The 15,367-nt window shown below is 38.3% G+C and carries 12 protein-coding genes; 11 read left to right on the forward strand and 1 reads right to left on the reverse strand.

What is annotated here, in order from left to right; translation table 11 throughout:
- Positions 1 to 386: 386 nt before the first annotated feature.
- From JOD45_RS15665 to JOD45_RS15705, 9 genes are all read left to right on the forward strand, one after another.
- Positions 387 to 506 carry a YjcZ family sporulation protein gene (locus tag JOD45_RS15665; protein WP_205004854.1) on the forward strand — a complete coding sequence of 40 codons (120 nt, stop codon included), beginning with the start codon at positions 387 to 389 and terminating at the stop codon, positions 504 to 506.
- Positions 507 to 697: 191 nt separating this feature from the next.
- Positions 698 to 1,753 (forward strand): YkvI family membrane protein, encoded by a 1,056-nt coding sequence (locus tag JOD45_RS15670; RefSeq protein ID WP_205004855.1) that lies wholly within the window; start codon positions 698 to 700, stop codon positions 1,751 to 1,753.
- A gap of 181 nt (positions 1,754 to 1,934) precedes the next feature.
- Positions 1,935 to 3,275: an N-acetylmuramoyl-L-alanine amidase family protein gene (locus tag JOD45_RS15675; protein ID WP_205004856.1), complete on the forward strand. Its 1,341-nt coding sequence runs from the start codon at positions 1,935 to 1,937 to the stop codon at positions 3,273 to 3,275.
- A gap of 310 nt (positions 3,276 to 3,585) precedes the next feature.
- The gene (locus JOD45_RS15680) at positions 3,586 to 3,837 is read left to right on the forward strand and encodes a GlsB/YeaQ/YmgE family stress response membrane protein (RefSeq protein ID WP_205004857.1); all 252 of its coding nucleotides are present in this window, start codon (positions 3,586 to 3,588) and stop codon (positions 3,835 to 3,837) included.
- A gap of 298 nt (positions 3,838 to 4,135) precedes the next feature.
- The gene (locus tag JOD45_RS15685; protein WP_205004858.1) at positions 4,136 to 6,289 is read left to right on the forward strand and encodes a PA14 domain-containing protein; all 2,154 of its coding nucleotides are present in this window, start codon (positions 4,136 to 4,138) and stop codon (positions 6,287 to 6,289) included.
- A gap of 438 nt (positions 6,290 to 6,727) precedes the next feature.
- On the forward strand, positions 6,728 to 7,627 hold the full coding sequence (locus JOD45_RS15690) for an LCP family glycopolymer transferase (protein WP_239549323.1): 900 nt from the start codon (positions 6,728 to 6,730) through the stop codon (positions 7,625 to 7,627).
- 452 nt (positions 7,628 to 8,079) lie between these two features.
- Positions 8,080 to 9,039, forward strand: a complete 960-nt coding sequence (manA, locus tag JOD45_RS15695) for a mannose-6-phosphate isomerase, class I (RefSeq protein ID WP_205004860.1) — start codon at positions 8,080 to 8,082, stop codon at positions 9,037 to 9,039.
- A 210-nt stretch (positions 9,040 to 9,249) separates the two neighbouring features.
- Positions 9,250 to 10,047 (forward strand): flagellar motor protein, encoded by a 798-nt coding sequence (locus tag JOD45_RS15700; RefSeq protein WP_205004861.1) that lies wholly within the window; start codon positions 9,250 to 9,252, stop codon positions 10,045 to 10,047.
- Positions 10,044 to 10,799: an OmpA family protein gene (locus JOD45_RS15705; protein ID WP_205004862.1), complete on the forward strand. Its 756-nt coding sequence runs from the start codon at positions 10,044 to 10,046 to the stop codon at positions 10,797 to 10,799. Before JOD45_RS15700 ends, JOD45_RS15705 begins: the two co-directional genes overlap by 4 nt.
- Before the next feature lie 51 nt (positions 10,800 to 10,850).
- On the opposite strand, the gene JOD45_RS15710 is transcribed toward JOD45_RS15705, so the two are convergent.
- On the reverse strand, positions 10,851 to 12,101 hold the full coding sequence (locus JOD45_RS15710; protein WP_205004863.1) for an aminopeptidase P family protein: 1,251 nt from the start codon (positions 12,099 to 12,101) through the stop codon (positions 10,851 to 10,853).
- 479 nt (positions 12,102 to 12,580) lie between these two features.
- Here JOD45_RS15710 and tagD point away from each other — a divergent pair, with 479 nt between their 5' ends.
- Positions 12,581 to 12,970 carry a glycerol-3-phosphate cytidylyltransferase gene (tagD, locus tag JOD45_RS15715; RefSeq protein ID WP_205004864.1) on the forward strand — a complete coding sequence of 130 codons (390 nt, stop codon included), beginning with the start codon at positions 12,581 to 12,583 and terminating at the stop codon, positions 12,968 to 12,970.
- Between the two features lie 82 nt (positions 12,971 to 13,052).
- A complete protein-coding gene (locus tag JOD45_RS15720) occupies positions 13,053 to 15,218 on the forward strand; it encodes a CDP-glycerol glycerophosphotransferase family protein (RefSeq protein ID WP_205004865.1) in 2,166 nt (721 codons plus the stop codon).
- Positions 15,219 to 15,367 lie beyond the last annotated feature (149 nt).

Below are 15,367 nucleotides of genomic sequence, written 5' to 3' on the forward strand. Positions count from 1 at the left end.
TTGTTTCGGGACAATTCAAGTGTAAAGGATTAAGGAGCTTGCGTGTATTTTTTTGTTTTAATTTTTCTCATACCCCAACAAATATTGTAGAGCCTAATAAAAAGATAAAGCAAGGTATAAAAAAAGACGTGCCACACGCGAGTGGAACGCCAGCTGGAGAATATCATTAATTCAACATGTTACATGATGATCGTTACAGAAAGGAAACAAAAAGATAACATTTGCATTAAAATATAAAAAAGTTTTAACTTTAAATCAAGTCATGAAAGTGCTTAAATGGAAAACTCAAATAATAACTTAAATATAAATATCAGCACATGTCTAGTACCAAAAAAACTAAATCCACATACAATGGTATCAGGCTAGGAAAAGGTGGTGACAGATTAATGGGCTACGTTGACGGAGCATGCGGCTGCGGAGGCGGGGCCGGATACGGCGCCGGCTTTGCGCTCATCATTGTTTTGTTTATCTTGTTGATTATCATAGGTGCCGCTTGGTGCTGGTAACCTAATAAAAAGCGCTCTTAAACGGGCGCTTTTTTATATCCCTAGGCTAGGGGAAAAAACGAAAAGCCTGCAGCGACTGGATAATGGGCTAAAAAATAATACGCGGCATTTCATCATACATATTACGGACAAGACACTAATACAAATAGAATATGTCAGACAAGGCTGTTTAGGATGAAAAGGGGAATCGCATGAATAAGATCAAGTTAATTTTTCAAGTTGCTGCGACTTTTATCGGAACGATTGTTGGAGCTGGGTTTGCAACGGGTAAGGAAATTGTTCAGTTTTTTACCCAGTATAACTCACTCGGAACATTAGGGATACTTATTAGCGGTCTCTTTTTTACATTTTTGGGAACGAAATTATTGATATATTCTAACCGAATCAACGCTTATTCATATAAGGAATTGAACGATGCAGTGTTTGGGCGCCGGGTGGGGTTAGTCATTAATTTGTTTATTTTTTTGATGTTGATTGGTACAACCTCAGTGATGCTGTCAGGGGCGGGAGCGGTATTTCGTGAACAGCTCGGTTTGTCAAAACAATTGGGTTTGATTATCACCATGTTATTATGCTTTTTGTTTCTATTAAAAGGATTAAAAGGGGTATTTGCAATTAATTCATTGGTTGTCCCTATCATGTTTCTGTTTACAATGTCATCGTTATGGCACCATTTTATGACTCATGGTTTTCGAATGTTTCTTCCTGAATGGACAGCTCCATCACCTGGCGGATTATACTGGTTGGTAAGCGCATTATCTTACGTCGGTTTTAACCTTGTATCGACGTTAGCGATAATTGTTCCAATTGGAAGAGAGATTAAGGATGAAAGGGTTCTTAAATGGGGAGGCATATTTGGAGGCATAGGTTTTACGGTTTTATTATTGTCAGCGCATTTCGTCTTATTGAATAATCAGCATGCCATAGGTTATGAAATTCCAATTGGAGAAATTGTTAAATATTTTGGATTCGGTATTCATCTCGCTTTCATTTTTGTCATTTATGGTGAGATCTTTACCACGTTCATCGGCAATGTATTTGGATTATCCCGGCAAATTGGCAGTCTCGTTCCCTTTAAACAGGTCACCATTACGTTAATGATTCTCGTCTGTATGTTCTTTTTCAGTCAAATCAGCTACGGCCTTTTAATCTCTACGCTGTATCCCTTATACGGATATCTCAGTATGATATGCTTGATTTATTTTACATTTATTAAAATGCCGTCGAAAACAACCCCTTTGTATTAAAGGCATAAACTAACTTTAGAATGATGGATGCTTAAAATGATCCATCATTCTATTTTTTTTGCACCTGAATTCTGCAAATAAGTTTTTTTATTTCGACCAAATAGCAAGGTTTTCGAGAAAGGAAATGGTTGTTCAGTGCCAAATAATATATTTAACAAAATAGAGTAGGAGTGGTGAACCATTGTCTCGATCTATTAAACTGCTAATTGTAAGTCTGGCTTTACTCCTTGGAGGCATTGTTTGGCATCCAAAAGCAGAGGCGGACCAAGGAGAGACTTATCAAGTTGTTGTACCATCCTTAAATGTACGAAGTCAGCCCGATAATGCTTCAAAGCAAATTGGCTCTATTAAAAGCGGTACAAATGTTCAAGTGATTAAAGAGTCATATGGATGGGCTCATATTGTGTATCCCGGCGGAAAAGGTTGGGTTGCCTCGCAATATATTGTTAAAGATAGCGAAGGCAATAAGCAATCAGCCTCAGACAATAAGGATAGAAACGGAACAGTCAAGAAAGATGGCCATAACAAACACGCCTCTAAAAATAAATCAGCAGACAAGGCATCTTCCAAAAAGAAAAACCATTCATCATCAGATACTGAACAAATTAATAATATTTTATCGGATGAACAAGATGGAACAGCGATTGAAGATAATGATGAAACAGCACCAGACAATGAGAACAGCAGCGAAACAACATTAGATGATCATAAAGATGCTGAACAACAAGAGCAAAAGTCAGTGATCATTATTAAAGACGGGACTAACATTCGGCTTGGTCCGGGAACTGGTTACGGCATTGTTACAAAGCGGGATGCGGGAGAGAAATTAGATGTCCTGGATCAAACAGGACAATGGCTTAAAGTCCAGCTGCCAGACGGTACTGTTGGCTGGATTGCAAACTGGCTTGTCTCAAAAGCAGACAACACCATATCGATTACTTCTGAACATCATGATAAAAAGCCGGCGGGCCTAAAAGGGATTAAAGGAAAGCGGATTGTTATCGATCCGGGGCATGGAGGAGATGACGATGGTACAACAGGCATAGATGGTGTTCTTGAGAAAAATTTAACGCTTTCAACATCGCTTCTTGTTGCTTCACAATTAGAGAAGGCAGGTGCCCATGTATATTTGACGAGAAAAACAGATCATTATGTCAGCTTGGACAATAGAGTTTCGGACAGTGAAACACATCATGCTGATGCGTTTGTCAGCATTCATTTTAACTCAGCGAAACAGCATAATGTCACAGGGATTATGACATTCTATTATTATCCGAATAAAGAAATTAGCATGGCCCGTTCAGTTCAAAAGTCAGTGGTTGATAAGACCGGGTTAAATGATGATGGTGTCAAATTTGGCGACTATCATGTTTTAAGAGAAAATAAACAGAGAGCGATTTTAATAGAACTCGGCTTTTTATCTGATCGCGACGAAGAATCAAAAGTCATGACAACGGATTATCAAGAAAAAGCAGCAGAAGGCATAACAGAAGGCCTTTCCAAGTATTTTAAAGATAAATAAAATACAGTTTAGTTAATATCAGGCGGTTGCTTTTTGTTATTCCGCCTGATTTTTTTCATTTATGCTATCATATCATAATGTAAATCATAACAACGCTGATGCTGCTGCTGTTCAGAGCCGCGGAAAGAGGTTTTATCCGCTTTTATGCGCCGTTAAAGCACAGCACCAGCGAATAATGTTAATTAATTAAACGTTTATTTAAGATGTTATATGATTGATGTAACCAAACAATACGTCATTTTGTTTCTGTAAAAGGTGTTTTGGATAAACTACAGAAAAATGTATTGTTAGATATGCAAGGGAGTGAATAATGGTGCTATCTTTTATTTGGTCGCTCATAGTAGGCGGGATTATCGGCTGGCTGGCAGGGTTAGTGCTCGGTAAAGATATTCCCGGAGGCGTTATTGGAAATATTATTGCGGGACTAATCGGCGGTTGGCTCGGCAAATTAATACTTGGTTCCTGGGGACCGGTTATCGGCGGTTTTCCAATTATACCATCGATGATTGGAGCCATTATCCTTATCATCATTATCAGCTTGATTTTGCGTCTGTTAAGATAAAAACTTAACTATTTTTTATACTGCCGGAAAGATATATGGACATTTTAAAAGCAAGTTCGATGCAGGTGCATTGCCCTTAAGATACAGCACCCGCCGAATTTCTAACCATGATGACACGGAAGCTTAGCTGCGGCCAAAGCTTCCGTGTTGTTGTATTTAGAAAACAATATCATAAAAATTTTATAAATCTATTAAAATTACCTCTCAGCAGCCGATAATAAAAATGTAGGGGGTGAAAAAGATAGCTTTTAGTCGAAAATTTAATATTGGGCTGATGATAACGGTATTTTTCATCTTTTTGTTCGGATACGCAGGAGCTGCCGATGCCAAAGATCATTTTGTTAAAAAGACACCTTTTGTCCATTTTAATTGGGGAAAGGGCAGTCCGGCACCGGGCATACAGAATGATCATTTTTCAGCCTTGTTTGACCAATCGCAAATATTAAACGGCGACTACTTTATTCAAACACTTGCTGATGACAGGGTAAAAATGATTGTTGACGGCAAAAATGCCATTAATCGGTGGACGGATTCGTCCGGCGCAATTGACCGGGCCATTCTGCCAAATCTTAAAGGCTATCACAGCATACAAACGCATTACTATGAAAATACCGGTGAAGCTGCCATTTATTCAGATATCGTGCCTTTTGATTCCTGGCTGGCCTATTATTACAACAACAAAGATTTGAAAGGCAAACCGGTTAGAGCGCAAGTGATTAAGCCGAATGCTGCAGGAGCTGTATATCAAAATTTAGGGCGGCATTCACCAATGCCCGGGGTGCAGGCCGATAACTTTTCTGCGAGATATGTTACAGCGAAGCATCTCTCGCCAGGGGATTATGTTATAAGAGCCCGCGCGGATGACGGCGTCAGAGTTTATCTTGACGGCAAACTCGTCATTGATCGCTGGACGGCAAGCAAATACCGTGAAGATGCCGCAAAAATACATATCAATAACAATAAATCCGCAAATCCGGATGTTCATTGGATAGAAGTGCAATACTTTGATAAGGCGCAGGAAAGCAGATTAAATGTATGGATAAGTCCTTACGACAGCCAAATAACAAGCGGCGGCTGGCTAGGTGAAGTATATCCAAATACTGATTTAAGCGGAACACCGTACATTTTAGGCGGAAAAGAAGCTTTAAAAACAATTAAGGATATAAACTTTGACTGGGGAAAAGGTTCGCCTTGCGAAAAGATCCCTAATGATCATTTTTCCGCTGAATTTAAGAAGAAGCTTGTTGTTCCTTCAACCGATCACTATCAATTTAATGTATGGGCAGATGACGGTGTTAGGGTTTATGTAGACAACACGCCTGTCATTGACTCATGGGTTGGCAGCAAATATAAATTAAGAAGTAAAACAGTTACCCTAACGAAAGGCACACATGACATTAAGGTAGATTATTATGAAGCAGCCGGATTGGCGAAATTAAAATTTGAAGTCAAACAGGCCTCGTCTAATTCCCCGAATCTTTCTGGTCTGCAATATGTTTCTTCTTTCCAATTACCAGTTTATGCGAGCTTTATCGATCTATCAAATTGGACAAAACAAAATATTTTATTTAATTTGACTTATGGTGATAAAGTCAACGTCCTTGATGTCAATCAATATGCTGCAAAGATTAAAACCAGCGGCGGAAAAATAGGCTGGGTTCAATCTGCTTATCTAGCAAAGAACTTAACAAATGACTGGTGGTATGTTAAAGAATCAAGAACCATCAGATCTGGCCCGGGTACAAACTATAAGAGCATTGGCACTGTGGCTGAAGGATCAAAGGTTAAAGTCTTAGAACAAAAAATCACCTCTGGAAGGTATTCAAGATGGCATCACATTCGTAAAGACAATGGACAGGAAGGCTGGATATGGGGAGCTTTAAGCGCCGGCGACAATCAAGGATATAACTTAATTAGATATGAATTTGATAAAGTCGGCCAAACAACGAACGACATAACCATCTTTACACCATTGAACAAAACGAAGGGTAATGTAACAAGCGCACAAATCAATGCGTTTATTTACAGCAAAACGGGCGGAAGAAAGACATTGATGACCGGAATGGGCGATGCGTTTCTTAAAGCCGCGAAGGAAAGCGGATTAAATGTGATTTATATCGTTTCTCATGCCGGATTAGAGTCTGGCTGGGGAACATCCGGCATTGTGCGCAATAAGTATAATTTCTACGGCATTGGCGCAATTGATTCACAGCCGGCTCAAGGCGCTTACACATTTAACATGCCATCAGGCGGTATCATTGCCGGCGCTATATGGATTGACAGGAACTACGTTGATCGCCATCTGTATCGTACAAACTTTGCTTATACACAGCCGACACTAGATAACTTAAGAAATGACAACAGTTGGCATCAATATGCAACAGATGATGCATGGGCGGTTAAAATTGCGGCTATTGCTCAACAATTTAAGGAGTTTATTAACCAACACTAAAGAAAACAAGACTTGCGCCAACTCTTAAAGGTGCAGGGCAGCCGCCTAGTTAAGCTCATACTGTTAACATTATTTTGGCAGCTTTAGCTGCCATCTGTATAAAAAAGACGGAGTTATTCCGTCTTTTTTTGTTGATCATTAGTTTGATAGATTAATAGCCTCTTATTACAATTTATCTCATTAAGGATATGCAGCGTGATTTAGTTGAAAATTGTATTTAAAACTTTTTAATTATGTGCTTTTTATTTTGGCATCCTTATGATACTATAAAAAAAGGTGTAGCATTTTAACGCATTTGTATAATACTAGAAATGAAACCTTTAATAGAAAACAAGAATACCGATAGTTCCTTGATCAAAAGGCTATGTCAATAGCCAAGTTGACTAACAAAACTTTGACATGCTTTTTATCTTAATTAACAGTAAAGGAAGAAAAAAGATGAAAAAAGTGTTGATTACTTTAGGAGTTGTTATTTTATTAATTGTTGTTGGCGGCGTATCTTATGCTTACTATCTTTACCATTCGGTCAAGTCAACAGCCAATAACATTTATGAGCCAGTCGGAAATCATACAACATCATTAAGTAATAAAAAGCCTATTTCAATTTTGCTGATGGGTGTAGATGAACGTCCGAACGATCGCGGCCGCTCAGATACTTTAATTTATATGACATTAAATCCTAAGACGAATAAAATGGTCATGATGTCCATACCAAGGGACACACGAACCGAAATTGCCGGCCGCGGTACGATTAATAAAATCAACGCCGCTTATGCTTACGGCGGTACTGAAATGGCAATGAATACAGTTGAAAAATTCTTGGATGTGCCGGTTGACTACTATATTAAAATGAACATGGAAGGATTATCTAAATTGGTTGATGCCGTAGGCGGCGTAACTGTCTATAACAATATTAGCTGGCATGATGAAGGATATTACAAAAAGGGCTATTATTATAAAAAAGGGAATATAGAATTAGATGGAGCAAAAGCGCTTGGTTATGTTCGGATGAGGCACCTTGATCCGCGCGGCGATTTTGGTCGAAATGAACGTCAACGCGATGTCATTATGGCCATTGTCAATAAAGCATCCAGCATTTCTTCAGTTTCCAGATACAATAATATTTTAGATGCGATACAAGGAAACGTGAAAACGAACTTAACGTTTGATGAAATGAAGAGCATTGCAGAAAATTACCGAGGTGTTAAAAATAACGTAGAAAATTATGAATTAAAAGGTCAAGGAACTAAAATCAATGGCATCTACTATTTTATTGTCGGCGACCAGGAAAAACAAAAAGTTCATAATATGATTATGGAACAATTAGGAGAACGATAATCTTTAGGAAACCCGCTGGAATGGCGGGTTTCTTTATGTAAAGAAGTATCAGCTATTGTCAGCTGAGGGGTGATCATGCAAAATATGTATTTAAGGAGAAGTCGCTTTCAGAATGATACCGCGATAGAGCATGGCGGTCATTTCCTTTATTTAAATGTTTACAATTCTATTTGTATTTGTGATCGACATTGAGCAAAAAATAACAGGCAGAGGAGTTATGAATTTGGGGATACAGCCAGCCTCAATGGTTAATTGCTTTCTTTATAGTATATCTATGCCTTAGACTGATTGGCCTTTTCTTTCAAAAGCTGCTTTTTGGCCGTTCAAATGATGATCAAAAGGGAAAACATGAAAGGATAACCGGCTAAAGGCTTGCAATGCTTTTAACTTTATAGCAGGGGAATTTTTTGAGATAATTTTATACCTTGGTATATTTACTTAGGAGGAATTCGATGAGTTACGTGCCACTATTTTTAGAACCAGCCTTTAAAGATAGAATATGGGGAGGAACGAGGTTGAGAGAGGCGTTTGGATACGATATCCCTGCCGAAACAACAGGAGAATGCTGGGGTATTTCTGCTCATCCTCATGGACCGTCAAAAATTAAAAATGGTCCTTTAAAAGGGCAAACGCTTGACTATGTATGGAAGAATCATCCTGAAGTGTTTGGCTCCGATACGCACGGTGAGTTTCCATTACTGACTAAAATACTTGATGCCAAAACTGATCTGTCTGTTCAAGTGCATCCTGATGATGAATATGCCCGTGAAAAGGAAAACCAGCCGTATGGAAAGACGGAATGCTGGTATATTATCGATTGCGAAGAGGGAGCGGAGATCGTCTATGGCCATCACGCTCAGTCAAAAGAGGATTTCCGGTCAATGGTTGAAAAGGGTCAATGGAATAAACTGCTTCGCCGTGTAAAAGTAAAGCCGGGTGATTTTTTTTATGTGCCAAGCGGAACGATACACGCGATAGGCGGCGGCATCATGATTCTTGAAACGCAGCAAAGCTCGGATATTACCTATCGTGTCTATGATTATGACCGCAAAGATGCCTCAGGAAAAACCCGGGAGCTCCATATTGATCAGTCAATTGATGTAGCGGAATATCCCCATTGTGATCCAGAACTGACGTATAAAATTCATCAAGAATCAGAGGCTGTTTTCAAGGCGCTGGTTTCTGAGAAGTATTTTGCTGTACATCATTGGGATATTCGCGGCTATGCGGAAATAACAAAGGATCAGCCCTTTTTATTAGCCAGTGTTATTTCCGGAAAAGGAAGCATGCATATTGATGGCGAAGCCTATCAATTAAAAAAAGGCGATCATTTAATTATTCCAGCCGGCATTGATGCTTTCAAGCTCAATGGCAATGTTGAAATGATTGTTTCCTATCCTCAAAGCCTTTAACACAAGTTAATCATATGTTATAGGGTTCTGCCGCAGATTCCCGGTTTGATTTTGCTTTGACGCGGCTGTCTCTATTCAATTAGAACAATACGAAGGGGTTGCCCCAAAAGTCATTACCTTGAACTTTTGGGACAACCCCGCTTTTTTTGTAAAAAGCAGCCGGCATTTAACCGATAAAATAAATAGACTGTCAGATAAGAGGTGTATGTGATGGATTTTGCTACGGTCATTGGTTTTATTGTCGGCATCGCATCTTTGATTCTTGGATTCCTTCTTGAAGGAGGATCGATCGGCTCCTTGTTCCAAATGACTGCAGTTCTGATTGTTTTTGGAGGAACCATTGGTGCTGTTATTATAAGTTTTCCATTTGGGGCGCTGAAAAAGATTCCTTTCATATTAAAATACGCCTTTTTCGATAAATCTTCTCAGCCTAATGAAGTGATAGAGCAATTAACAGAGATGGCGAATATTTCAAGACGTGAAGGGCTGCTGGCTTTAGAAGCCCAAAAAGAATTATATGAGCATGATGAGTTTCTATCGAATGGCATACAGATGATTGTTGATGGAGTCGATTCTGAAATGGTTGAGGATATCCTTAACAAGGATATCGAACTTTACGAAGAAAATATTTTATCAGTTGGGCGGATTTTTGAGGCAGCAGGCGGCTTTGCGCCGACGATGGGGATTATAGGCACTGTTATGGGGCTAGTCCAAGTCTTGGGGAGTTTGAACGATCCCGAGAATTTAGGGTCGTCTATAGCGGTTGCCTTTATTGCAACGCTTTATGGAATAGCGAGCGCTAATGTTTTTTATTTGCCGCTTTTTAATAAGATAAAAGCCCGGCTCGCTCAAGAACTATTAATCAGAGATATCCAAGTTGAAGGGTTAATGTCTATTCAAAACGGTGAGAATACAACGATTTTGCGGAAAAAATTAATGGCTTTTTTGGCCGAAGACAAACGTCAGCTGCCTATTGAAACGTCAAGTAAAGGCGGAGGCGGCCAATGAAGAAAAGAAGGCAAAAAAAGAATGAACAAGGCGAAAATCATGAGCGGTGGATGATCACTTATTCCGACCTCATTACTGTCCTGCTCGTTTTTATTGTTGTTTTATATTCTATGAGCCAAGTTCAGAATCAGAAATTTAATGCGCTTATCAACTCGCTGCATACGGCATTTAAAGGTGATGCGGCTTTGGATGAAGCAACAAAATCTGCTCAAAGATCATCCTTTATGATGCCGGAGGAAACTGTAAAGAAAGATAACAAATATAAAAAGAAGGAAGAAGAGAATAACCAACGGCTTAATAAACTTTATGTTAAATTGGACCAATTCATTAAAAAGAACGGCTTAAATTCAGATATAACCTTAAAAAATCTTCCTAAAGGCGTTCGAATAACTTTTAAAGATAATATTTTATTTGATTTGGGGAGCGCCAGTTTAAAAGAACAGGCGAAGCCGGTTCTTCATAAAGTTGGACAGATTTTAAAAAACGTTCCAAATGATATTAGCATTGAAGGGCACACGGATAATACGCCGATAGGAAGCCGTTCAAGATTTCGATCCAATTGGGAACTTTCCGGCGCAAGGGCCCAATCGGTCATAGAATATCTCGTTCAGCATGATGGGCTTGAGAAAAGCCGCATGCAATTTGTAGGGTACGGCGAGTATAAGCCGATTGTAAAAAACGATACCCCAGAGCATAAAGCGATGAACCGCCGGGTAAATATCGTTGTCCTTCGGCATGATGATGTTCCGTAGGTCGAAAGTATCCAAAAAGTCAGCGGCCTGACTTTTTGGATACTCCCTATTTTATTCATTATTATCTGCCATAAAGGCTTCAATTTCTTCAACAGTGCGCGGAAGATCATTAGTAAGCACTTCATAGCCGTCTTCAGTAACTAAAACATCGTCTTCAATTCGTATGCCAATGCTTTCTTCCTCGATATATAATCCGGGTTCTATAGTGATGACCATGCCCGGTTCAAGATGACATTCTCTATAATTGCCGACATCATGAGTATCAAGACCAAGAGAGTGGCTGACACCATGATAGTAGTACTTGCTAATTTCCTCAGCTTTCTCAATCAAACCGACTTTTTGACATTCTTCAGCCAGAACCTTTTTAGTATGTTCGTTGAGGTCAGAGAACTTTCTTCCTGGTTTGATTAGTGCTGTTGTTTCTCTAAGCGCCTTTAATACAATATTGTAGAAGAGCTTTTGCCGTTCAGTGAATTTACCGTTAATCGGGAACGTGTAACTGATATCACCGCTGTAATAATTGTATTGTGCACCAAGGTCAAGAAGAACGAGATCACCGTCATTTACGGTGCTGTTATTCTTAGAATAATGAAGGACGGTGCCGTTTTTTCCGCTGGCAATAATCGTTTTAAAGGCAACATCTGTGACGCCTTGCGTTTTTAAAGCAAAGTTAAAGTACGCCTCAAGCTGATATTCTTTCATTCCTGGTCTGGCATGGCTCACGAGAAGTTTAATGCCTTCGGATGTTATGCGTCCGGCTTCTCTTATATTTTCAATTTCTTCATTTGATTTAATGAGGCGTTGTTCACAAATCTGATGGTATAAATCATGACATTGTAAATAAGGATAGAGCTCTGCAGCTTTTTGAGCAAAGGCATGTGCCGGCGTGCTGGCATGTGTATGCCGCCGTTCTAAGTCAAGATACAGGTGTTCATAAGGATGCAGCAGCATTTGTTGTTGAATAAAAGAATCAAATGAATCTAATTCTTTGATCTTTTCAATGCCTGAAGCAGCTTGTGCTTGTTCTTTTGAAATACTCTCTCCCACCCATTTTGCAAGTACAGGATCGGCCTTTTCAATAAATAGATATGCTTCAGTTTTATGATTAAATTTCAAAGCAGCAAAAATCACTTTTGGTTCATCGATGCCTGTTATGTAATAAAAATTGCGGTTCGGGGAAAAATGATACTCTTCATCTGCTGTTTTGTGCGGGGCCGTACCGGCAAATAAGATCGTTATTGAACGATCTTCAACTTTTTCTAATAATTTCTCGCGATTATTTTTGAAAAAAGAAGCTTCCATTAAATATCCCTCGCTTTTTATGAATATGTTCCAACTTCTATTGTAAACGAATGACTGAGAAATAACTAATATTTCGGATATTTATCAACTCCCATTAGCACAATAGCTCCGCGATTCAAGCCATCCTATACTGACAAAAATGTATATGAATCATAATTGCAAGGGTGTTAAGCGGTGAGAGGATCAAATATGGAAGTATTTTTATATTTAAGGATTTAACTTGCTTTTAGGTTACAATATTTATAAAAAAATATATCATTAGACAGCCTAGTTTCTTAAATCTAATCAGTAATTGAAATAATAATCATTTCATCTTATAATATCTTTATGTTTTATTTTAGCAATTAATGTAGAAATTTTTCTACCTTGTTTGAATAAAAATAACTCAATAATGATGTTGATGTCGATTTGATAGATCTGTTAGAAAATCCATTGTGTCTGAAAAGCGGCGGAAGAATCTAAAAAAGGGAGATTTCTTAATGAAAAAAGTAATCACTTATGGCACTTATGATTTACTTCATTGGGGTCATATTAATTTATTGAAAAGAGCTAAAGAACAAGGCGATTATTTAATCGTTGGTTTGTCGACAGATGAATTTAATGCGCTTAAAAATAAAAAAGCATACCACAGCTATGAAAATAGAAAGTTCATTCTTGAAGCTATTCGATATGTCGATGAAGTGATTCCTGAGAATAACTGGGAACAGAAAGTCAACGATATAATCGAACATAACGTAGATGTTTTTGTCATGGGAGATGACTGGGAAGGTAAATTTGATTTCCTTAAAGACCATTGCGAAGTTGTATATTTGCCTAGGACAGAGGGAATTTCAACGACTAAAATAAAAAAAGATCTGCTATCGGTATAGTATAGTTTATAACTAATATTTGAAAGTCTGTTTTCATCAATGATTATGGATTGTATGTATTGATTGAGAGGAGTACCCTATTATGAAATTACCTCAATCCTTGCAGGAGATGAAGCATCGTACTCTTCACCATATTGAGTTAAGAGATGGCTTTTTGTATATTCAATTGGGCCTGCGTTTGCATGTCCCTGTAGATATCGAGTATATTGAAACGTTTGATCCAAATAAGATGTTTCTTTTAATTGACCGGAAAAACAATATAGAAATATCGTTTCCTTTATATACAATGACAAGGGACAGCGACTTTCTTTATCTTGAAGGGAAGATCGACCTTTTATCTCATCCCGAATTAGCCGTTGAAGATGCGCTATGGGATGCTTATATTTGTGTTGACTATGGAGATAATCAAAAACAATATAGGGTAAAAAGCGGCGTTCAGGAATTGGAGTTTTTTTACGTTTACTTTGAGACAGCGGACAGGCTTCTTGTCCCTTATACGACGAATAAAGGAAATGTTTCATTCAAAACTTTGGAAACAAACGTCATTGCGAAGGTTGAAAAAGCATGTTTGAGCAAAAAAGGCATCCTTTCTTTGAGCGGTTATGCTTTTTGTCCTTTATGGGATGTTCGAAACGACAAAGATATTATTAAAAGGGTTGTTTTAAGAGACTCAAACGATGATTTCGAAGGAAATGACATTTTTAAAGGAAAATTTGCTGCCAAAAATATAGAGCGAAACGATCTTGATGATAACTATAAGCACGGAGATTTTAAATGGTCTGGTTTTCAAATTGATCTGGACCTGCGCAACGTCGATATTCCCTCAGACGTGAGTTCATTAAGAGTGTGCATAGAATTAGAATTGAGCAACGAAAATAAAGGTGAAATATTAGAAAGTCCGCCGCTGAAAATAGAGTATCAAGAAGATGGATCAAAGCTCATTGATACGGTTGTCCTCAAAAAGGCAGCAGAAAAGAAAAGATTTACTTTAAAAAACACAAAAAGCCTAAATTTATCCCTTGCCGTTTCAAATTATAGTTTTTTGGGCGAAGTGCGTTCCAAAATAATTAAATTTAAACGTGGCCCAAAAGTAAAGAAACTATATAAAAATGCATTTAAATTAGTTGGACGGTTGCCGGCAAGGAAAAACCTTATTATGTTTGAAAGTTTCCATGGAAAACAATACAGTGATAATCCAAGGGCTATTTATGAATATTTGCAAGAACATCACCCGGCATATAAGATGTATTGGAGTGCTGACAAAAGGCATGTCAACACGTTCAGAAATAAAAATTTAAAGTACGTCAAAAAGTTTTCCATCCGATGGCTGTTTCTTATGGCCAGGGCACGCTACTGGGTGATCAATACTCGCATGCCCCTTTGGCTCCCGAAACCTAAGCATACGATTTTCTTGCAAACATGGCACGGTACGCCTTTAAAAAGGCTAGCCAATGACATGGATGAAGTTCATATGCCGGGAACCAATACTAAGAAATACAAGAAAAACTTTACTCGCGAAGCCAGACGATGGGATTACTTAGTTTCGCCTAATGCCTACTCAACAATTATTTTTCGCCGCGCATTCAAATTTCGCAAAAAGATGATTGAGTCAGGATATCCGCGCAATGACTATTTATATACAAATAATAACCAAGAAAACATCAGCCAATTAAAGAGCAAATACGGCATTCCTTTAGATAAAAAGGTCATTCTTTATGCCCCGACATGGCGTGACGATCAGTTCTACAGCAAAGGCTGCTATAAATTTGATTTGGATTTGGACCTTGTCAAAATGAGAGAACAATTAGGCGATGATTATGTTGTGATCTTGCGGATGCACTACCTTATCGCAGAAAATTTCGATTTAACGCCATATAAAGGGTTCGCATATGATTTTTCAAACCATGAAGATATTAGAGACTTATATTTAGTTGCGGATTTGCTAATCACTGATTATTCTTCGGTTTTCTTTGATTATGCTAATTTAAGGCGGCCAATTATCTTTTATTGTTATGATATTGACCGTTACCGGACCAAACTCCGCGGATTCTATTTTGATATTGAAAAACATGCACCTGGCCCGCTTGTTAAGTCAACTGACGAAGTTATCGAGGCCATTCATGATTTTGAGAATAAACATTTTGCCTTACCAGAGACATTTGAGAACTTTTATAAACGGTTTTGTTATTTAGAGTCCGGCGAGTCTGCGAAAAAAGTAGTTGAAGAAGTGTTCTTTAATCAGCATTAATTGGAAAGGCATCTATTGATTTTTTGACCGATAAAGGGCTTGTCTGATAAGTCTTTAAAATGAAGCAAGTGGAGAAAAACAAATTGTTTTTCTCCACTTGCTTTTATATTTTTTCGATTTTTCTTCGAAAGCAGCTGGCGGATGCCGGC

Source organism: Scopulibacillus daqui, from assembly GCF_016908855.1.
In the GTDB taxonomy this organism is placed as follows: Bacteria; Bacillota; Bacilli; order Bacillales; family Sporolactobacillaceae; genus Scopulibacillus_A; species Scopulibacillus_A daqui.

Bases quoted from the DNA above. Each gene is read 5' to 3' on its own strand.
- JOD45_RS15665 (WP_205004854.1), top strand. From the start codon at position 387: ATGGGCTACGTTGACGGAGCATGCGGCTGCGGAGGCGGGGCCGGATAC.
- JOD45_RS15670 (WP_205004855.1), top strand. From the start codon at position 698: ATGAATAAGATCAAGTTAATTTTTCAAGTTGCTGCGACTTTTATCGGA.
- JOD45_RS15680 (WP_205004857.1), top strand. From the start codon at position 3,586: ATGGTGCTATCTTTTATTTGGTCGCTCATAGTAGGCGGGATTATCGGC.
- JOD45_RS15690 (WP_239549323.1), top strand. From the start codon at position 6,728: ATGAAAAAAGTGTTGATTACTTTAGGAGTTGTTATTTTATTAATTGTT.
- manA (WP_205004860.1), top strand. From the start codon at position 8,080: ATGAGTTACGTGCCACTATTTTTAGAACCAGCCTTTAAAGATAGAATA.
- JOD45_RS15700 (WP_205004861.1), top strand. From the start codon at position 9,250: ATGGATTTTGCTACGGTCATTGGTTTTATTGTCGGCATCGCATCTTTG.
- JOD45_RS15705 (WP_205004862.1), top strand. From the start codon at position 10,044: ATGAAGAAAAGAAGGCAAAAAAAGAATGAACAAGGCGAAAATCATGAG.
- JOD45_RS15710 (WP_205004863.1), bottom strand. From the start codon at position 12,101: ATGGAAGCTTCTTTTTTCAAAAATAATCGCGAGAAATTATTAGAAAAA.
- tagD (WP_205004864.1), top strand. From the start codon at position 12,581: ATGAAAAAAGTAATCACTTATGGCACTTATGATTTACTTCATTGGGGT.
- JOD45_RS15720 (WP_205004865.1), top strand. From the start codon at position 13,053: ATGAAATTACCTCAATCCTTGCAGGAGATGAAGCATCGTACTCTTCAC.